This window comes from Streptomyces sp. RP5T, assembly GCF_003933965.1.
Classification (GTDB): Bacteria; Actinomycetota; Actinomycetes; order Streptomycetales; family Streptomycetaceae; genus Streptomyces.
Window position 1 is genome coordinate 1 of record NZ_RSAJ01000027.1, and the last position, 19713, is coordinate 19713.

At 72.8% G+C, this 19713-nt stretch carries 14 protein-coding genes; 9 read left to right on the forward strand and 5 right to left on the reverse strand.

Annotated elements, in window-relative coordinates; translation table 11 throughout:
* The coding region (locus tag EHS43_RS05075; protein ID WP_148104019.1) for an AMP-binding protein at window positions 1–424 on the reverse strand (424 nt) is incomplete at its 3' end.
* Between the two features lie 177 nt (window positions 425–601).
* Between EHS43_RS05075 and EHS43_RS05080 the strand changes: the two genes are divergently transcribed.
* The 5 genes from EHS43_RS05080 (at window position 602) to EHS43_RS05100 (ending at window position 5002) form a co-directional block, all read left to right on the forward strand.
* Window positions 602–1402, forward strand: a complete 801-nt coding sequence (locus EHS43_RS05080) for a crotonase/enoyl-CoA hydratase family protein (RefSeq protein ID WP_125189319.1) — start codon at window positions 602–604, stop codon at window positions 1400–1402.
* A 114-nt stretch (window positions 1403–1516) separates the two neighbouring features.
* Window positions 1517–2461, forward strand: coding sequence for a Zn-ribbon domain-containing OB-fold protein (locus EHS43_RS05085; protein ID WP_125189320.1), 945 nt, complete (start codon window positions 1517–1519; stop codon window positions 2459–2461).
* On the forward strand, window positions 2458–3501 hold the full coding sequence (locus tag EHS43_RS05090) for a thiolase domain-containing protein (protein WP_125189321.1): 1044 nt from the start codon (window positions 2458–2460) through the stop codon (window positions 3499–3501). Before EHS43_RS05085 ends, EHS43_RS05090 begins: the two co-directional genes overlap by 4 nt.
* Entirely contained in the window at window positions 3498–4664 is a 1167-nt protein-coding gene (locus EHS43_RS05095) for a thiolase domain-containing protein (RefSeq protein WP_125189322.1), read from the forward strand. Before EHS43_RS05090 ends, EHS43_RS05095 begins: the two co-directional genes overlap by 4 nt.
* A 95-nt stretch (window positions 4665–4759) precedes the next feature.
* Window positions 4760–5002 carry a DUF397 domain-containing protein gene (locus EHS43_RS05100; protein WP_053749912.1) on the forward strand — a complete coding sequence of 81 codons (243 nt, stop codon included), beginning with the start codon at window positions 4760–4762 and terminating at the stop codon, window positions 5000–5002.
* Here EHS43_RS05100 and EHS43_RS47425 read toward each other — a convergent pair.
* The gene (locus EHS43_RS47425) at window positions 4995–5129 is read right to left on the reverse strand and encodes a hypothetical protein (protein ID WP_260470391.1); all 135 of its coding nucleotides are present in this window, start codon (window positions 5127–5129) and stop codon (window positions 4995–4997) included. The genes EHS43_RS05100 and EHS43_RS47425 overlap by 8 nt on opposite strands.
* Window positions 5130–5284: 155 nt before the next feature.
* Between EHS43_RS47425 and EHS43_RS05105 the strand changes: the two genes are divergently transcribed.
* The 3 genes from EHS43_RS05105 to EHS43_RS05115 all read left to right on the forward strand — a co-directional run bounded on the left by EHS43_RS05105 (window position 5285) and on the right by EHS43_RS05115 (window position 12834).
* The gene (locus EHS43_RS05105) at window positions 5285–8170 is read left to right on the forward strand and encodes an AAA family ATPase (RefSeq protein ID WP_125189323.1); all 2886 of its coding nucleotides are present in this window, start codon (window positions 5285–5287) and stop codon (window positions 8168–8170) included.
* A 73-nt stretch (window positions 8171–8243) separates the two neighbouring features.
* On the forward strand, window positions 8244–8741 hold the full coding sequence (locus EHS43_RS05110) for a hypothetical protein (protein WP_125189324.1): 498 nt from the start codon (window positions 8244–8246) through the stop codon (window positions 8739–8741).
* Window positions 8742–9066: 325 nt separating this feature from the next.
* Entirely contained in the window at window positions 9067–12834 is a 3768-nt protein-coding gene (locus EHS43_RS05115; protein ID WP_125189325.1) for a hypothetical protein, read from the forward strand.
* Here the strand turns inward: EHS43_RS05115 and EHS43_RS05120 are convergent.
* Window positions 12822–14780 carry an N-acetylmuramoyl-L-alanine amidase gene (locus EHS43_RS05120; RefSeq protein ID WP_125189326.1) on the reverse strand — a complete coding sequence of 653 codons (1959 nt, stop codon included), beginning with the start codon at window positions 14778–14780 and terminating at the stop codon, window positions 12822–12824. The two genes, EHS43_RS05115 and EHS43_RS05120, sit on opposite strands and share 13 nt — an antisense overlap.
* A gap of 267 nt (window positions 14781–15047) precedes the next feature.
* Window positions 15048–16187 carry an aminoglycoside phosphotransferase family protein gene (locus tag EHS43_RS05125; protein WP_125189327.1) on the reverse strand — a complete coding sequence of 380 codons (1140 nt, stop codon included), beginning with the start codon at window positions 16185–16187 and terminating at the stop codon, window positions 15048–15050.
* A 243-nt stretch (window positions 16188–16430) separates the two neighbouring features.
* Between EHS43_RS05125 and EHS43_RS05130 the strand changes: the two genes are divergently transcribed.
* Window positions 16431–17924: a hypothetical protein gene (locus EHS43_RS05130; RefSeq protein ID WP_125189328.1), complete on the forward strand. Its 1494-nt coding sequence runs from the start codon at window positions 16431–16433 to the stop codon at window positions 17922–17924.
* Between the two features lie 5 nt (window positions 17925–17929).
* Here EHS43_RS05130 and EHS43_RS05135 read toward each other — a convergent pair whose 3' ends face one another.
* On the reverse strand, window positions 17930–19360 hold the full coding sequence (locus EHS43_RS05135; RefSeq protein ID WP_125189329.1) for a PP2C family protein-serine/threonine phosphatase: 1431 nt from the start codon (window positions 19358–19360) through the stop codon (window positions 17930–17932).
* Between the last annotated feature and the right edge of the window lie 353 nt (window positions 19361–19713).

The window sequence follows — 19713 nt, forward strand, 5'->3', positions numbered from 1 at the left end:
GCTCCGCCCGCCCGACCCGTATGAGGTGCCGCAGCCGCCGCGTGTGCGGCAGCGCGGCCGCCACCCGGTCCGTGAACTCGGCGTCGAAGACCAGCCCCACCAGATCCGCGTCCCGGTAGAGATAGACCAACTCATCTTCCACATAACGGTAGTTGACGTTGACCGGGACGATCCGCGCCTTCATGCACCCCAGCAGCGTCTGCACGTACTCCACCCCGTTGTACAGGTGCAGTCCGACGTGCTCACCGGCTCTGACCCCGCTGTCGAGCAGATGGTGGCCGATCCGGTCGGCCACGGCGTCCAGTTCCGCGTACGTCAGCCGGCGCTCCGCGCCCGTGCCGGGAATGTCGAGGTACGCGAGCGCCTCACGGTCCGGCACCACGTCGACGACCGACTCGAACAGGTCGGCAAGGTTGTACTCCACCGCTCCTCCTGAACTGGTCCCGGCCTGGCTCTGCGAGGGTTCGCCGGTCATCAGAGCAAAGGGCGGCGTGACTGTGAAGGGCCCGCGCGAAGAAATCTGACTGACTGTCAGAAAACCCTTGAAGTGCACCGGCGCCTCCTGCAACCTGTTCTCGTTCTGGCAGAGGGGAGACGGTCGATGAGTGGGACGGAACACCTCGGCATCCAGCGCGAGGGCGCCACACTGGTACTCACGCTCAACCGGCCCGAGGCGAAGAACGCGCTCTCGTTGCCGATGCTGGTCGGCCTGTACGACGGCTGGATGGAGGCGGACGCGGACGACTCGATCCGCTCGGTCGTCCTCACCGGCGCGGGCGGCTCGTTCTGCGCCGGCATGGACCTCAAGGCCCTCGCGGGCAAGGACACCGGAGGCGAGCGGTACCGGGACCGGCTGACCGCCGACCCGGATCTGCACTGGAAGGCGCTGCTGCGCCACCACCGCCCCCGCAAACCGGTGATCGCGGCCGTCGAGGGCCACTGCGTCGCGGGCGGCACCGAGATGCTCCAGGGCACCGACATCCGGGTCGCAGGCGAGTCCGCGACCTTCGGCCTCTTCGAGGTCAGGCGCGGCCTGTTCCCGATCGGCGGCTCGACGGTCCGGCTGCAACGCCAGATCCCCCGCACCCACGCGCTGGAGATGCTGCTCACCGGGCGCCCCTACACCGCGCGCGAGGCCGCCGGCATCGGCCTGATCGGTCACGTCGTCCCGGACGGCACGGCACTCGCCAAGGCCCTGGAGATCGCCGAACTGATCAACGGGTGTGGTCCATTGGCGGTGGAGGCGGTGAAGGCATCGGTCTACGAGACGGCTGAGATGACCGAGACCGACGGACTCGCAGCCGAACTCAAGCGCGGCTGGCCGGTCTTCGACACCGCCGACGCGAAGGAAGGGGCCCGCGCCTTTGCGGAGAAACGGCCGCCCGTTTACCGGCGGGCATAGCGCTGAGCCGGCTCCGGCCGGTTCACGGCTGCGGCTCCGTTGTGGCCGGTCGCGCAGTTCCCCGCGCCCCTGAAGGGGCGACTCACCACCGACCCCTCAAGGAGGCACGCGCCCATGGCCGACGTACTCAAGGCGCCGCTCGTCGTTGAATTTCCCTTCACCCGTTCCCTCAGCCCCGTCCAGAGCGCCTTCCTGACCGGGCTCCGCGAACGCGTGGTCCTCGGTGTGCGGACCCGTGACGGCCGCACCCTGGTTCCGCCCGTCGAGTACGACCCGGTCACCGCCGAGGAGATACGCGAGCTCGTCCCCGTCGGCGTCACCGGCACCGTGACCACCTGGGCCTGGAACCCCGCCCCGCGTCGCGGCCAGCCGTTGGACACGCCGTTCGCCTGGGTCCTGGTGAAGCTCGACGGCGCCGACACCGCCCTGCTGCACGCCCTGGCCGCCCCCGGCCCCGACGCCGTGCACACCGGCATGCGGGTCCGCGTCCGCTGGGCCGGGGAACGCGTCGGCGCCATCACCGACATCGCCTGCTTCGAGCCGTACGACGGAGACAACTCTGAAGTCACCGTGCACGCAGGCGAGTTCGAGGACCCGGTCCACGGCGTCATCGCCCACGCCCGCCTCGACTACACCTACTCACCGGGCCGCGCCCAGACCGCCTACATCAAGGCGCTGGAAACCGAACGGCGGGCCGTCGGCGAGCGCTGCCCCTCCTGCCGCAAGGTGTACGTCCCGCCGAGGGGTGCCTGCCCCACATGTGGCGTGGCCACATCGGAGCAGGTGGAAGTGGGTCCCGCCGGCACGGTGACCACCTTCTGCATCGTCAACATCAAGGCGAAGAACCTCGACATCGAGGTCCCGTACGTCTACGCCCACATCGCCCTCGACGGCGCCGACCTCGCCCTGCACGGCCGGATCGGCGGAATCCCCTACGACCAGGTGCGCATGGGCCTCAGGGTCGAACCGGTGTGGACCGAGGGCGGCCGCTACCCGGACCACTACCGGCCCACCGGCGAACCCGACGCGGAGTACGACACCTACAAGGAGCTGCTGTGACCCGTGACATCGCGGTCGTCGCCTTCGCCCAGTCCGACACCCTGCGCTCCACCGAGGAACTGTCCGAGGTGGAGATGCTCATGCCCGTCCTGCACGACGTCCGCGCGCAGACCGGACTCAAGACCGCAGACATCGGCTTCACCTGCTCCGGCTCCTGCGACTACCTCGCCGGGCGCGCCTTCTCCTTCACCCTCGCCCTCGACGGCGTGGGCGCCTGGCCCCCCATCTCCGAGTCGCACGTCGAGACGGACGGGGCGTGGGCGCTGTACGAGGCGTGGACCAAGCTGCTGTCCGGGGACGCCGACACCGCGCTGGTGTACTCCTACGGCAAGTCCTCGCCCGGCTCCCTGCGCGACGTGCTCACCCGGCAGCTCGACCCGTACTACCTCGCCCCCCTGTGGCCCGACTCCGTCGCCCTCGCGGCCCTCCAGGCCCAGGCGCTGATCGACGCGGGCGACACGGACGAGCGCGAGCTGGCGGAGATCGGAGCTCGCAGCAGGGCCACCGACAACCCGCGTGCACAGCTCAAGGCGCCCGTACCGCAAGGGGATTACCTCGTACGCCCGCTGCGCACCGGCGACTGCCCGCCCGTCGGTGACGGGGCCGCCGCCGTGATCCTCGCGGCGGGGGAGCGGGCCGGTGAACTGTGCGAGCGCCCCGCCTGGATCCGCGGCATCGACCACCGCATCGAGGCGCACTCGCTCGGCGTCCGCGACCTGACCGACTCCCCCTCCACCCGCCTCGCCGCCGAGAAGGCCGGGGTCTTCGAACGGCCCGTGGACACCGCCGAGTTGCACGCCCCGTTCACCTCGCAGGAGGTCGTCCTGCGCAAGGCGCTGCGCCTCGACGGCGCCACGCGGGTCAACCCGTCCGGCGGCGCCCTCGCCGCCAACCCGATGATGGCCGCCGGTCTCGCCCGCATCGGCGAGGCCGCCGCACGGATCCACCGGGGCGAGTCCGACCGCGCCCTCGCCCACGCCACCTCCGGGCCCTGTCTGCAGCAGAACCTGGTCGCCGTACTCGAAGGGGATCCCCGATGAGCAAGGAGCCCGTGGCCGTCGTAGGCATCGGCCAGACCAAGCACGTCGCGGCCCGCCGGGACGTGTCGATCGCCGGGCTCGTCCGGGAGGCCGCCCGAAGGGCCCTGGACGACGCCGAGCTGACCTGGGCCGACATCGACGCCGTGGTGATCGGCAAGGCGCCCGACTTCTTCGAGGGCGTCATGATGCCGGAGCTGTACCTGGCCGACGCGCTCGGCGCGGTGGGCAAGCCGATGCTGCGGGTGCACACCGCGGGCAGCGTCGGCGGCTCCACCGCACTGGTCGCCGCGAACCTGGTGGCGGCCAGGGTGCACGGGACGGTCCTCACCCTCGCATTCGAGAAGCAGTCCGAGTCCAACGCCATGTGGGGCCTGTCCCTGCCGATCCCCTTCCAGCAGCCCCTGCTCGCCGGAGCCGGCGGCTTCTTCGCGCCGCACGTGCGCGCGTACATGCGGCGCACCGGCGCGCCGGACACCGTCGGCTCCCTGGTCGCGTACAAGGACCGCCGCAACGCGCTCAGGAACCCGTACGCCCATCTGCACGAGCACGACATCACCCTGGAGAAGGTCCAGGCCTCGCCCATGCTCTGGGACCCGATCCGCTACTCCGAGACCTGCCCCTCCTCCGACGGCGCCTGCGCCATGGTGCTCACCGACCGGGCCGGAGCCGCCCGCGCGCCCCGCCCCCCGGCCTGGATGCTGGGCGGCGCCATGCGCAGCGAGCCCACGCTGTTCGCCGGCAAGGACGCCGTCTCGCCCCAGGCCGGCAAGGACTGCGCGGCCGACGTGTACCGGCAGGCGGGGATCGCCGACCCGCGCCGGGACATCGACGCCGTCGAGATGTACGTGCCGTTCTCCTGGTACGAACCCATGTGGCTGGAGAACCTCGGCTTCGCCGACGAGGGCGAGGGCTGGAAACTGACCGAGGCCGGGGTCACCGAGCTGGACGGGGACCTGCCCGTCAACATGTCGGGCGGCGTCCTGTCCACCAATCCGATCGGGGCCTCCGGAATGATCCGCTTCGCCGAGGCCGCCCTCCAGGTGCGCGGCCAGGCCGGGGAACACCAGGTGGAGGGCGCCCGCAAGGTGCTCGGGCACGCCTACGGCGGCGGATCGCAGTTCTTCTCCATGTGGCTGGTGGGGTCCGAGCCCCCGGATGCGTGAACCGACTCCCAAAAGGTCCCCCTCACGTGGCCTGTCGGCGGTCGGAGTCGATCGCTAGGCTGGCCGCGGACGAAGCGATCGGGAGGAGCACGGACGTGGCCGAGACCACCATCCAGCAGCAGCCGCTCATGGGCTGGGACAAGCCGGAGCTGGACCTGAGCAACGCCGATTGGCACTCGAGCAGCCGCGGTCTGGGGGATGTCCAGATCGCCTTCGTCGAGGGGTTCATCGCGATGCGCAACAGCGGCCGCCCGGAGAGCCCCTCCTTGATCTTCACCCCCGCGGAGTGGGGCGCGTTCGTGTCGGGGGCGCGGGAAGGAGAGTTCGACCTCACCTGAGGGTGAGCACCCGGGCCAACCGGTCCGTCACGTGAAGGGCCTCGCCGCGCTGCGTGACCTGCCGGCCGCCGTGCGCGGTACGGCGCCGCCGCCGACCGGGACCGCCGGTGCCGACGGCCTGGTCCACCTCCCCTCCCGGTCCTGCGAACACCTCTTCCCACCCGGCACCGGGTGGGCCGACAAGGGCCCGTCGGCCGTCCGCGAGGCGTACGCTGAGGTGCCTGTAGGTCACGGTGTGCGCTCGCTCCCCGCGCGGGTGCGACCCCGTGACGGGGGGTCGTCATGATGCAGCGCGGTGTTCTGAGCAGAAGGACTCTCCTGGAGCGGGAGAGCGAACTCGCCACCGTCGACGAGGCGTTGGCGGAGCTCACCGGGCTGCGCCCGGATGGTGCCGAACCGTCCGCACGTCCCCGCGGCGCCCTGCTCGCGGTGGCCGGCCGCCCCGGCATCGGCAAGACGACCCTGCTCGCCGAGGTCCGCCGCCGCGCCGCCGCCCGGGGCTGCACCGTCCTGGCGGCCCGCGGCGGCGACCAGGAGCAGCGCGTCGCCTTCCACGTCGCCCGGCAACTCCTCCAGCCCCGGTTCGCCGACGCGGGCGAAGCCGACCTCCGCGACCGGCTGGGCAGTTGGTACGACATCGTCGGCCCCGCGCTCGGCCTGTGCGCCCCGACCGACGGCGCGCCGCCCGACCCGCAGGGCCTGCGCGACGGACTCGACTGGGTCCTCACCCACCTCGCCGTCCTGCGCGCCCCGCTGGTGCTGGTCCTCGACGACGCCCACTGGGCCGACCCCGAGTCCCTGGGCTGGCTGTCCGCGTTCGCGCCGCGCGCCGAGGAACTGCCGATGCTGATCGTCGTCGCCTACCGGCCCGACGAACTCCCCGAGCACGCCGAGTCGTTCAGGGCCCTGCCCGGCCGGGCGGGCGGCCGTCCCCTCGTCCTGGAACCGCTCAGCGCCGTCGCCGTCGCCCGCCTCGTACGGGAGACGCTCGGCGCCCACGCCGACGACGCGTTCTGCCGGGAATGCTGGGCCGTCACCGCCGGCAACCCCTTCGAGACGGTCGAACTGACCGCCAAGGTGCACGACCGCGGGGTCACCCCGACCGAGGACGCCGCCCACCTGCTCCGCGACCTCGCGGCCGCCGTCAAGGGCAGCGGACTGGTCGCCCGCCTCGAACGCCTGGGCGCCTCCACCGTCCGCTTCGCCTGGGCCTGCGCGGTCCTCGGCACCGAGATCCACCCCCACCTCGCCGCCGCCGTCGCGGGCCTCGGCCACGAGGAGGCCGCCGACGCCGCCGACGCCCTGCGCGGCGCCCGCATCCTCACCGGCGTGGAATCCCTGGAATTCGTCCACCCGCTCATCGCCACCGCCGTCTACCGGGCCATCCCGGCGGGCTTCCGCGTCGCGCTGCACGGCCAGGCCGCCTGGTGCGTCGTGGACGACGGAAGGGGACCGGCCGCCGCCGCCCGCCACCTCCTGGAGACCCACCCCGACAGCGACCCCTGGGTCGTCCAGCAACTGCGCGCCGCCGCGGCCGAGACCCTGCGCTCCGGCGCCCCGGACGCGGCCCGCAGCTATCTCGCCCGCGCCCTGCGCGAACCCCCGCCCTTCGAGGACCGCGCCGCCGTCCTGTACGAACTGGGCAGCGCCTCCCTGCTCACCGAACCGGCCACCACGGTCAACCACCTGCGCGCCGCCCTGGAAGAGCCCATCGCCGAACCCGGTCTGCGCCACCGCATCGTCTACCGGCTCGCCCAGGTCCTCGCCCACAGCGACCGCCTCGCCGAGGCCTCCGACACCCTCACCCGCGAGATCGAGGTCACCGGCGACGCCCGCGTCAAGCTGCGCATGGTCGCCGAGCAACTCATGTGGGACGCCTTCCGCGCCGACGAACCCGACCACCCCTCCCGCTCCCGCCGCATGGCGAGGCTCGCCGACCGTCTCACCGGCCGCGACCTCACCGAGCGGTACATCATCGGCCTGCGCACCTGGGACGCCGTACTGCGCGGCGAACCCGCCCCCGTCGCCCTGCGGCACGCCGAGCGGGCGCTCGCCGGCGGCCTCGGCTGGGCGGAGCCGGACCGCGGCTTCGAGGTGCCCGTCCTGGTCGCCCTCGCGTTCACCTACGCCGACCGGCCCGGCCGCACCGAGGAACTCTTCGCCGCCGGGATCGCCGACTTCGAACGCCAGGGCTGGCGCGGCGCCCACCTGTCCTTCGCCTACACCCTCCTCGCCTACGTGCGCTTCCGCCGCGGCCGCCTCGCCGAGGCCGAGGACTTCGTCCGCGCCGGGCTGCGGCTCGCCGAGCGCGTGGGCCCCGGCACCCCCGCCCAGTGGTACGCGGTGGGCATCCTGATCGAGGTCCTGCTGGCCCGCGGCCGGGTCGAGGAGGCCGCGCAGATCGCCGAGGACCACTCCTTCAGCGCCCCCTACCCGGCCGCGGTGGTCTTCCCCGACGCCCAGACCGTGCGCGGCGAGCTGCTGCTGGCCCGCGGCCTGGCCAGGGACGCGGCCGCCGAACTGGCCGCCGCCGGCCGCCGCCTGGAACCGCGCGGCGTGCGCAACCCCGCCTGGTGCCCCTGGCAGCTCCACCTGGCCCGCGCCCAGAGCCACGACGACCCCGACCGGGCGGTCACCACGGCCCTGGAAGCGGTGGCCCGGGCCCGGCAGTTCGGGGCCCCGTCCGCCGTCGGCCAGGCGCTCAGGCTGGCCGCCGAGGTCTCGCCCGGCTCGGCCCGGGTCAAGCTCCTGGAGGAGTCGGTCGCCCATCTGGAACGCTCTCCGGCCGCCTACGAGCTCGCCTGCGCGCTGGTGGCCCTGGGCGCGGAACTCCGTCGCGCCGGCCGTGCCCGGGAGGCGGCGGAGAACCTCTACCGGGGACTGGACACAGCCGTCCAGTGCGGCGCCGACGCCCTGATCGAGACCGCCCGCGACGAACTGATCGCCGCGGGCCTGCGCCCCCGCCGCCTGCACAGCACGGAGACGGACACGCTCACCGCACGCGAACGCACGGCGGCCGAGCTGGCCGCCCGGGGGTGCACGGACGACGAGATCGCCAGAGAACTGAACGCGGACGACCAGACGGTGACCCGCCTGCTGTCGGCCGTGTGCCGCAAGCTGGGAACGGACAGCACCGGCCTGCGGACGGTGAGTGATCTCCTGCAGTGAAGCGGGAAACCGTCCGGCCGGCCCCACGCCCCTGGACCCGCACGAGCACGTGATGGCCCATTACGATGGGCGCATGTCGTTCCTCCGCCGCCGCAGCGCAACCCCCGCCGGTCCAGACTTCGACGTACTGGCCATGGACCCGGGCGACTGGCCCGGCAACCTCGGCGCGGGGCTCCTGCCCGCCCCCGACGGCACCTGCCAGGGCGTCTTCCTGCGCTACGACCTCTTCGGCGGCCGCGGCCCCGCGATGATCATCGGGAACCTCCCCGAGGGCTCCCCGGCCCGCGAGGTCGCCGAGGGCCAGATCCCCTTCGAGGTGGCCCAGCTGCTGATCGCACTGGAGAACGACGAGGAGGTCACCGTCACCGACACCGAGGACGTGCCGGTGATGCAGGGCGACAACCTCCTCATCGTGCGCCGCCTCAAGCTCTCCGAGAGCCGGATCTCCTGCGTCCAGTTCGACCGCAGCGACAACGTCCTGGTGACCATCGCCGCCTGGGACCGCCCGATCACCGACGACCTGTACGCCCTCCTCAAGCCCCTGCCCGCGGAGCTCTTCCAGCAGGGCTGACCCCCTTCCGCAGCCGCACGGACCCCGGAAGGCCATGTCCCCCGACGCATGGCCTTCCGGAGCCGTCCGCGGGCTCGGTCGGTCGTCCGGCCCACCTCGGTCACACCCGGGATTCCCCCACTCCGCCCGCCGCGGCGGAGCCCCGGGGTGCCGTACCGCCAGTTTTCGCGCTCCCGGAGTTGTCCGGCAGCCCCCTTTCACCACTCCAGACAATTCTCCGATCTTCCGCCACGCCCGCGGAACTGCCTTGCCCCTCAACCGCGTCGGTCCGTAGCGTGCGGGATCCGCAGCCGACCGCGCCGACGAAGGATGCCGGGGGAGAGCCATGGGGCGACGCGAGCGACCGCTGGACCCGACCGAGGGGCCGGTCGCCCGATTCGCGCACGACCTGCGGAAGTTACGGCAGGAGGCCGGCGGCCCCACCTACCGCGCCATGGCCGGACGGGCCCACTACTCCACCGCGACCCTCGCCCAGGCCGCGGCCGGCGACCGGCTCCCCTCCCTCCAGGTCACCCTCGCCTACGTCACGGCCTGCGGAGGCGACCCCGCGGAGTGGGAGAGACGCTGGCAGCAGGCCGCCGACGAGGCGACCGAACAGCGCCGGGCCGCCGACGATCCGGGCGAGGCCCCCTATCTGGGCCTCGCGGGGTTCGACACCGGTGACCGGGAACGCTTCTTCGGCCGGGACCGGCTGATCGGCCGGCTGGTGGAGATGGTCACCGCCGGCCCCGTCGTCGTCCTCGTCGGCCCCTCCGGCAGCGGCAAGTCCTCACTGCTGCGCGCCGGCCTGCTCCCGCGGCTTGCCGGACGGGCTCTGGTCCTCTCCCCGGGAGCGCATCCCTCCCGGACCCACGCCGAGGCCCTGAGGTCCGGGGCGGCCCTGATCGTCGTCGACCAGTTCGAGGAACTCTTCACCCTCTGCACGGACCCCGACGAGCGGGCCCGCTTCCTCGACCTGCTCTTCGCCGCCGCCGGCACGCCCACCCGCGTAGTGATCGCCGTACGCGCCGACTTCTACGGCCATCTCACCCGCGACCGCCGGCTCGCCGAGGCCGCCCAGGAGGCGACCCTCCTGGTGGCGCCGATGACCCCGGACGAACTGCGCGAGACCATCGTCCGGCCCGCGGCCCTCGGCGGCCTGGTCGTCGAACGCTCGCTGACCGCACGGCTGTTGGACGAGATCGCGGACGAGCCGGGCGGGCTCCCGCTGCTCTCCCACGCCCTGCTGGAGACCTGGCGCCGCCGCCGGGGCCGAACCCTGACCGAGGCGGCCTACGAGGCGGCCGGCGGCATCCACGGGGCCATCGCCAGCACCGCCGAGGACCTCCACGAGCGCCTCACTCCGCGGCAGGCCGACACCGCCCGCCGCCTCCTGCTGCGGCTGGTCACCCCGGGCCAGGGCACCCCCGACACCCGGCGGCCCGCCGACCGCGCCGAACTCACCGGCGCCGACTGGGCCGACACCCCTCTGGTCCTCGAACAGCTCGCCCGGGCCCGGCTGATCACCGTCGACGACCGGACGGTGGACCTGGCCCACGAGGCCGTGCTCAGCGCCTGGCCCCGGCTGCGCACCTGGATCGACGAGGACCGTGAACGGCTGCGCACCCAGCGTGCCCTCACCGAGGCGGCGCAGACCTGGGCCGCCCTGCACCGCGACCCGGAGGCCCTGTACCGCGGACTGCGACTGGCCACCGTCAAAGAGCATTTCACCGCCGACTCCGCCGAACTCACGCCGCTGGAAAGGGAGTTCTTCGAAGCCTCGATCCGGGCACGCCGACGGGCCCGGCAGCGCCGGCACGGCCGGGTCGGCGCCCTGTCCCTGCTGGTGGTCCTCTGTCTCCTCGCCGGGCTCGTCGCCTGGCAGCAGAACCGGGTCGGCGAACAGCGCCGCCTGGAGGCCGAGGCCCGTCGGCTCGCCGGCGTCGCGGAGAGCCTCAGGCTGTCCGACCCGGTCACCTCGATGCGGCTGAGCCTCGCCGCCTGGCGGGTGGCCGACCTGCCCGAGACCCGGTCCGGCCTGCTCTCGGCCGCCGTCCAGCACGAACAGGACGTGTTCACCGACCCGGACGGCGGCAAGCGGACCATGCGACGGCTGAGCGCCGACGGACGCACCCTGATCAGCGTGGGCGCCGACCGCGTGACCCACTGGGACGTCACCGCCCACCGTCGGCTGAGCCGGCAGCCCGGCCTCGGCAGAACCCTCGAACAAGCCGGGTTCCCCCGCGCGGACACCTCCTGGCTCCCGGTCTTCGACGGCACCCGCGTCACCGTGCGCGACCTCGCCACCGGACGCCAGGACCGCACCCCCCTCACGGACGCCGACCGCGGCGCGGAGATGACCTCGAGCGGCCGCACTCTCGTCGTCTACGACCGGCGCGGCACGAGCCGGCGCGTCCAGCTCTGGGACCCCCTCGACCGGCAGAAACTGCTGGACATCGAGGAGCCGGAAGGGGTGCGCGACCTCGACGCCGGCGGCATCGCCTGGGCCCGGCTCACCGCCCTGATGGGCCAGTTGCGCAAGGAACGCCGCACAGCCGTCCAGACCTTCCTGGCGACCGCCGACGCGACGGTCGGCCCCGACGACCGGCACCTGGCCCTGTGCGTCCCGGGCGGGCGGCTGCGGCTGTGGGACGTCGCCGCGCGCCGGGAGATCACCGCGCCCTGGCTGCCGAGGACCTCCGCCCAGCAGTGCCTCCAGGAACAGGTCGTGTTCAGCCCTGACGGGCGCAGCCTCGGCCTGACCGGCGCCGACGGCTTCCGGGCCTGGCGGATCGACACCGGCCGGAAGATCGCCGAGGTGGCGTATCCGGGCCTCAAGACGGCCCAGTTGAGCGCCGACGGCGCCTCCCTGGCCGCCTCGGACGGCCAGGAGATCCTCGTGTGGCGACTGTCCGGCCCCGACTTCCCCGTGTTCCGGCACCGGCTCGCGGGCGAGACCGTCAAGGACATCCGCCTCGACACCGCCGCCGGAACCCTGCGCTATCTCGGCGGCGCGGAGGGCGTATGGGGTCCGGGGGTGCACACGGTCACCCTGGGCCGGGCCACGACCGCCGACTGGACGGCCGCCGCCACGACGGCGGTGTTCAGCCGCGACGGCGAACGGCTGGCCACCGCCCGACCGGACCCGGGCGGCAAGCACCTCCGGATCCGTCTCCTCGACGGCCGCACCGGACGGCTCGTGGCCGACATCGGCACCGTGCCCTGCCGGCCCGCCGTCGACGTCTGCACCGGCGACCTGGCCTTCGACTCCACCGGAACGACCCTCGCCTACGGGAGCACGGAGCCCGGCCCGGCCGGGCTCGCGACGGGCCGGATCCACCTGTACGACATCCCCGGCCGCCGGGTCACCACCGCCCTGACCACGGACGACCTCGACGGGGGCCCGCTGCCGGACATCGCCTTCGGACCGGGCGACCGCACACTCCTGCTGGCCGGTCCGGCCGCCCCCGAGACCGGTACCACCCGGGTGTGGGACCTGCGCCGGCACCGGACCACCGCCGTTCTGGAGGACACCTCCGGGCCCTCGGTGGTGCACCCCGACGGGGACCTCGCCGTCACCACCGGCGGAGAGGCCTACCGCCTGCCCTCCGGCGCCCGGCTCCCCGCCACCCGTTTCACCGGCGGCGGCACCGCCGTGGCCTTCAGCCCCGACGGCGCCCACCTGGCCGTCGGGGAGGGCTCCGGCCGGGTCGTGCTGTGGGACGGCCGGCTCAAGCGCCGGCTCGGCGTCCTCGCCGACCCCGACACCACCACCTACCAGTATGTCTCGGCCCTGGCCTTCGCTCCCGACGGCCGCACCCTCGCCGTCGCCGGCGACGAGGGCACCCTGCAGTTGTGGGACGTCGCCTCACGCCGCCGTGTCGGATCGCCGCTGCCCGCGCCGGGGGACACCGTCCAGGCCCTGGCGTTCGGCCCGGGCGGCGACACCCTGCGCACGGCGGGACAGCACACCCCGCCGCAGACCTACCGGATCGGGCCCGCCGACGCCGCCGGAACCGTCTGCCGCCGGGCCGGCGGCGGCCTCACCCCCGAGGAGTGGAGCCGCCACCTCCCGGACGTCCCCTACCGGCGCACCTGTCCCTACCGGCGCTGAACGGACGGCTTCACGTCGACGTCCGCGGCCCGCACGAACGCGACGCGGTGGCCGTACTGGATCTCGTAGTACAGGTCCTTGCCGGCCACGACCCGGTGCGAGTCCGTCGTGAAGGTGACCGCGTAGTAGTACTCGCCGGGCACCTTGTCACCGGCCACGTAGCTCTGTCCCTTGAGCACCTTGTACGGCAGCGGCGACACCGCCTGCGCCGGGACCCCCGTCGGATAGGCGGAGGCCTCGGGGTAGGCGCGGCCGTACACCGGGACGCTGTCGAGGCCCTCCTTCGGTGTCACCACGAGACCCGCGGCGTTCACCGCGGTCGGGTCGCTCGCGGGGTTCCTGAACCAGGCCTTCTGGCCCAGGTACCAGATCGCCGTCCAGTCGCCGTCGCGCCCCGCGACCGCGTACTGCTGTCCGGTGGAGACCCGCGACGACAGGTCGTTGACGTCGGTCGTCGGGGCCTTGCCGCCCAGACCGATGTCCGTGATGAGGGCGGAGTTCTCGTCGGGGGCGGAGTACAGCCGTACCTCGCTCGAACCGTGGGCGGCGCACGGCTCGCCCTTGGTGACACAGCCCGTGTACCGCGGCTGGTTGGTGGCGTAGTCGGGCCGGATCGTCACCAGGCCGCCCTGCTTGGGGGCGGTGGTCCTGAACGGGTGGCCCAGCAGCTCGAAGTAGTGCCGCCAGTCCCAGTAGGGGCCGGGGTCGGTGTGCATGCCCGCGACGGTCGAGGTCGTCGGTCCCGGCACGTTGTCGTGGCCGAGGATGTGCTGCCGGTCCAGCGGGATGCCGTACTTCGCTGAGAGGTACCTCACCAGCCGCGCCGAGGACCGGTACATCGCCTCGGTGTACCAGGCGTCCGGGTTCGCCAGGAAACCCTCGTGCTCCAGGCCGATCGACTTGGCGTTGATGTACCAGTTGCCCGCGTGCCAGGCGACGTCCTTGGCCTTCACATGCTGGGCGATGTGACCGTCGGTCGAGCGCAGGGTGTAGTTCCACGACACATAGGTCGGGTCCTGCACCAGGTTGAGGACACCTTCCCAGGCGCCCTCCGTGTCATGGATGACGATGTACTTGATGCTCTGCGAGGCAGGCCGGTCGCCCAGGTCGTGGTTGCCGTAGTCGTTGTCCCCGAACTCCGCGTACGGCGCCGGGATCCACTCGCAGGACACGGTCCTCGGGCACTCGGTGTCCGCCGCCTTCGGCTTCCTGAGACCCGTCCGGGCCAGCTGGGCGGTGTCCGGGGCGAGTTCCGGCCGGGCGGCCAGGGCGACCCGCTGGCCCGCGTCCGTGGTGCGTTCCTCGCCGGCGCGCAGCACCTCGAAGACGTCGTTCGCGTACGCCGCCGCGGTCGCCGTGTCGTCCGCGCCGGAGTAGCGGGCCACCGCGCCGTACCAGTCGGCCGGGTCCTGGCTGAGCGGCTCGCCCAGGGCACGCTGCGCGGCGGCCAGCAGCGCGGCTCCGCCGGCGACGTTGGCCGCGGGGTCGGTGCGCAGGTCCCGCGCGCTCAGGCCGGTCAGCTCGGCGGCCTTCGGCAGGGTTTCGAGGCGAGCGGGGAGGCCGGCGGTCTCCGGGACCCTGGTCTCGGGCAGCAGTGGGGCGCGGGCACTGTCGCCGCGCGCGTCCTCGGTGCCCTCGCTGTGGTGCGGCGCCGAGGCGAGCGCGGTGCGGGCGTCGGTGAGGTGCATCGGTCCGTAGCCGCCGGTCACGCTCGGCGCGCCGGCGTGCGTGTCCCAGCGGGACTGGAGATACGAGACACCCAGCAGGACGCTCTGCGGCACGTGGTACTCGGCCGCCGCGGTGGCGAAGGCCCGCTGGAGACGCGCCGAGGAGTCCTCGGCCGACGACGGGGCGGCGCCCAGCAGGGGCAGCAGCAGAGCGGTGCCGGCCAGCGTGCCGAGCACCCTCCGGGCGGCTCTGTTGGGGTCGGTGGCAGATCCTCGCAATGCATCCTCCAGGGACGATCGAGCGCGATGAGCCGAGCGGGGCCGGGCGTGCGTCAGTGCTACCGGCTTGTCGACGATCCGTCAATCATGCCCAGAGGCAGGGGATTTCCCATGTCAATCCGGATTCACGGGAGTTTCGTGGCGGGGTCCACGCGGGCCTGCGGGGCGTCAGTGGTATACGCCAATGTCCGGGGCCGTACAGGCCCTGGACAATACGACGGTCCGCGGTGCGCCGCTCCACAGGCGCACCGCGGACCGTCCTCCCCGTCAGCGAGTCCCGACCGCCGCGCGTACGGCCCGACGGGCCAGCTGGCAGTCGTCGTGCAGCCGCCTCAGCAGCAGCCGCTGTTCCTCGCCGGACGGCGCAGCACCCGGGTGGGCCGCACCCGGTGCCGCCGGGGTCGAGTCGTGCATCGAACGCTGCACGGCCGTCTCGTAGGTACGGATCTCACGGGTCAGGACGAGCATCAGGTTTACCAGGAACGCGTCCCGTGAGGCAGGGCCCGCCGACTGGGCGATCTGGCTGATCTGACGGCGGGCCACCGGGGCGTCGCCGAGGACCGACCACAGCGTCGCCAGGTCGTAGCCCGGCAGATACCAGCCCGCGTGCTCCCAGTCCACCAGCACTGGACCGGCCGGTGAGAGAAGGATGTTCGAGAGCAGTGCGTCGCCGTGGCAGAACTGGCCCATGCCCTGCCGGCCCGCCGAGTGCGCGATGCCGTGCAGCAGCTTCTGGAGGTCGCCCATGTCCCGGTCGGTCAGCAGCCCCAGCTCGTGGTAGCGGGAGATGCGGGCCGCGTAGTCGAGCGGGGCGTCGAAGGTGCCCGCCGGCGGACGCCATGCGTTGAGCCGGCAGACCGCGCCGAGTGCCGCCCGGATGTCCGCGCGCGGCGGGGCCTCCGCCGGATGCCGGTGCAGCGCCGCGACCCGGCCGGGCATCCGCTCGATGACCAGGGTGCAGTTGTCCGGGTCGGCCGCGATCAGTCTCGGTACCCGCACCGGAGGCCGGTGGCGGACGAACGAGCGGTAGGCGGCTATTTCGTGCCGGATCCGCTCCGCCCATACGGGGGAGTGGTCGAGTAAACACTTGGCTACGGCCGTGCTGCGTCCCGTCGTACCGACCAGGAGCACGGAGCGTCCGCTGCGGCGCAGCACCTGCACCGGGGCGAACTCCGGGCAGATCCGGTGCACCGACGCGAGCGCCGTGCGCAGCTGGGCGCCCTGGGGGCCGGACAAGTCGATTCTCCCGCTGAGCGGTTGGGTGCCGAGCCCCGGAAGGCGCCGTGTCCTGCCCGTACCCGGTACGGGGGCCGTCGGCCGCGCGGGGTCGAGGTAGGGGCCACCGCCGCCCGGGCGGAGCTGCGGCGACCGGGGCGGGGCGGACACGGAGGACGATGCTGCGTACATGGGCGAGACAGATCCCTTCGTGTGCCTGCTGTGCCTGGGAAAGCAGTGCGCCTCCCGGCCCGGATCACCGGGTGCACCCTGGGGAATGTCCCTGTGCGGTCCGGGTCGGGGTGGCGCGTTCCTACCTCACCGCAGACGCGCACTGGCACACCATCTGGCGCACCCTGGCGAACCCTGGCGAATAGTCCCGGAGCAACTGACACGGGGCTACTGTCAACTCAGCCGAGAACCTGGGGGCTTGACGTGAGCGGACAACCCAACACCCGACTCTCGGACCTGTTCGGCCTGGCCGGCTGGTCCAAGGGTGAACTCGCGAGGCTGGTCAACCGGCAGGCGGCGGCCATGGGCCATCCCCAGCTCTCGACCGACACCTCCCGGGTGCGGCGGTGGATCGACATGGGAGAGATCCCGCGCGATCCGGTGCCGCGGGTGCTGGCGGCTCTGTTCACCGAGCGTCTCGGCCGTGTCGTGACCATCGAGGACCTCGGTCTGGTCAGGCACGGGCGTACGGGGAAACGGCAGGGCGACGGGAGCGCGGAACATCCCGACGGCATGCCGTGGGCGCCCGACCGAACCGCCGCGGTCCTCACCGAATTCACGGGAATGGACCTCATGCTCAACCGACGCGGCTTGGTGGGCGCGGGTGCCGCGCTCACCGCGGGATCCGTACTCAGCACTGCCATGCACGACTGGCTGCACACCGATCCGGCCCTCACGGCCGATGCCCCCCAGTTCGACGACCCCCTGCACGCCGACCCCGCCGGGTTCGACCGTTACGAGGCCGCCCCCATCGGGTCGCAGGAGATCGAGGAACTGGAGCGTTCGGTCGAGGTGTTCCGGGCCTGGGACGCGGCCCGCGGCGGCGGGCTGCAGCGCAAGGCCGTCGTGGGCCAGCTCAACGAGGTGGGCGGCATGCTCGCCTACCGCCACCCCGACCATCTCCAGCGGCGCCTGTGGGGCGTCGCCGCCAACCTGGCCGTGCTCGCGGGCTGGATGTCCCACGACGTCGGCCTCGAACCCACCGCCCAGAAGTACTTCGTGATCGCCGCCCATGCCGCGCGCGAGGGCGGTGACCGGCCCCGCGCCGGCGAGGCGCTCTCCCGGGCGGCCCGCCAGATGGTGCACCTGGGTCGGCCCGACGACGCGCTCGACCTGATGAAGCTCGCCCAGTCCGGCTCCGGCGAGCAGGTGCTGCCCCGCACCCGGGCGATGCTCTACACCATCGAGGCCTGGGCCCAGGCGTCCATGGGCAAGGGCCAGGCCATGCGCCGCACCCTCGGACAGGCGGAGGACCTCTTCGTCTCCGACAAGAGCGACGTACCGCCGCCGAGCTGGATGCAGACCTTCAAGGAGGAGGACCTGTACGGCATGCAGGCCCTGGCCTACCGCACGCTGGCGGAGCACGACCCGAGTGCGGCCGCGCACGCCCAGCACTACGCGGAGAAGGCCCTGGCCCTGCGGGTCGACGGACGGCAGCGGTCGAAGATCTTCGACTTCCTGTCGATGGCCTCGGCCTGCTTCATCGCGGACGACCCCGAACAGGCGGACCGTTACGCGCGGTTGGCGCTGGTGTCGATGGGGTCCAACTCCTCCCACCGCACCTGGGACCGGCTGCGTCAGATGTACCGGCTCACCGCCGAGTACTCCAGCTACCCGAAGATCAGCGAACTGCGCGAGGAGATCAGGCAGGCGCTGCCGAAGCAGAAGGGAAGGGGTGGCAACAGCGCACGGGCGTGAGCTTGTTATGAAGTCACCTTGGCGATGAGCACGCAGGCGTCGTCCTCGCGCGCTCTCTCGCCGAACTCCTCCATGACCACCCGCACACCGTCCTGCGCGGTGCGCACGCCGCCGAACCGGGGGGCGAGGTCGAGGAGACGGTTCACGGCAGCCGCGCTGTCCCGCCCGGGCACCAGTCCGTCCGTGTGCAGCAGGAGCAGGTCACCCGGTTCGAGGGTCTCCTCGGCCTGCGCGTAGACGGCTCCGGAGGTCGCGCCGAGGAGCACCCCGTCGGGGGAGTCGAGCCTGCGCCCCGTCCCGTCGCGGAACAGCAGCGGGGCGGGGTGCCCGGCCTGCGCCCAGACCAGGGTGCGGGTGCCGGGACGGTAGCGGCAGCAGACCGCGCTGCCGAGGGCCGGGTGCGCGGTGGCATCCAGCAACTGGTTGAGCAGGGCCATCAGAGGGCCGGGCTGGGTGCCGGCCATCGCCATGCCGCGCACGGCGCCGAGCAGGGTCGCCATGCCGGAGGCCACGGCGACTCCGTGGCCGGTCAGGTCGCCGACGCTCAACAGCGTCTCGCCGTCGGCCAGTTCGAGCGCGTCGTACCAGTCGCCGCCGATCAGAGCGCTCGTCGACGACCGTAGGCAGTGGGCGGCGAGGTCCAGGGTCTCGGTGCCCCGGTGCGGGAGCCGCAGGGAGCCGCGCCACGGCGGCAGCACGGCCTCCTGCAGCTCGACCGCGAGCCGGTGCTCGCTCTGCGCGCGTTGCCGTTGGCGTTGTAACGAGTCACGGGTCTCGCTCACCGCCCGTTCGCTGCGCCGCAGTTCGCTGACGTCCCGCAGCACGGCCCACATGGAGGCGGTGCTGCCGTCGGCGGCGAGCACGGGTTCGCCCATCATGTGGACGGTGCGCACCTCGCCGTCCGGACGCACCACACGGAACTCGCCGTCTATGCGCTGGGCGTCGACCAGGCAGTCCGTGACCATGGCCGTCAGCTTCGGCCGGTCCTCGTCGAGCACCAGGGAAGGGAGCTCGTCGAGGGTGAGCGGCGGGACGCCGGGGTCGCGGCCCAGGATCTCGTAGAGTTCCCCGGACCAACTGGCCTCGTCCGTCAGCAGGTTCCACTCCGCGCTGCCGACCCGGCTGAGCAGCGAGCCGCGCCGGGGAGCGGGCGGCGCGGTTCGCGCGGCGGACTCCGCCCCGGCCGGCGACGGCACGGGCGGCGGGCCGTCCCGTAGTTGCGCCAAGTGCGCGTCCAGGTCGCTGAGTTGGTGAAGGGCGAGGTCGTACAGCGCGCGCTGCCAGCGCTCCTGGGGGTCCGAGTCGTCGGCCGGCACGTCCCGTCGTACGGCGTCCACGTCACCCTTGAGCCGTCGCGCCTGCGATATGAGCGCGTCGACCGAGCCGCGTCCTGGCGGCTGGGCGGCGGGGTGGCCCGCGGAGAGGTGGGACGACATGACGCACTCCGATGCGGGGACGGTTCGACCAAGGCGGGACGGAGGGACCGTTACGACTGTTGCACAGGCCGCGACGCGCTGTAAGGGATTTGGCGGCACACGATACGGTGGTGCTTCTGGCATATGCCACAGTCTTCGCGGAGTGACCGGACAGGGTGTGTCGTCTACGCCGTCCGATACCCCAAGTCGTAGGCAGAGTACGTGACTTGGTGGATTTTCGCGTGGTCGGCCCGATGTTCATTTATGTGTTCGACGGCCCTCTGTTCTAAGGAGTTTGGCATACCAGGGCCGAGCCCAACAGTCCGCGTGTGATGCAGGTCACATGAATTCACCCGGGCTCAGGCGTAATGCAA

Bases quoted from the DNA above. Each gene is read 5' to 3' on its own strand.
- EHS43_RS05105 (WP_125189323.1), top strand. From the start codon at position 5,285: ATGATGCAGCGCGGTGTTCTGAGCAGAAGGACTCTCCTGGAGCGGGAG.
- EHS43_RS05095 (WP_125189322.1), top strand. From the start codon at position 3,498: ATGAGCAAGGAGCCCGTGGCCGTCGTAGGCATCGGCCAGACCAAGCAC.
- EHS43_RS05135 (WP_125189329.1), bottom strand. From the start codon at position 19,360: ATGTCGTCCCACCTCTCCGCGGGCCACCCCGCCGCCCAGCCGCCAGGA.
- EHS43_RS05125 (WP_125189327.1), bottom strand. From the start codon at position 16,187: ATGTACGCAGCATCGTCCTCCGTGTCCGCCCCGCCCCGGTCGCCGCAG.
- EHS43_RS05115 (WP_125189325.1), top strand. From the start codon at position 9,067: ATGGGGCGACGCGAGCGACCGCTGGACCCGACCGAGGGGCCGGTCGCC.
- EHS43_RS05085 (WP_125189320.1), top strand. From the start codon at position 1,517: ATGGCCGACGTACTCAAGGCGCCGCTCGTCGTTGAATTTCCCTTCACC.
- EHS43_RS05080 (WP_125189319.1), top strand. From the start codon at position 602: ATGAGTGGGACGGAACACCTCGGCATCCAGCGCGAGGGCGCCACACTG.
- EHS43_RS05110 (WP_125189324.1), top strand. From the start codon at position 8,244: ATGTCGTTCCTCCGCCGCCGCAGCGCAACCCCCGCCGGTCCAGACTTC.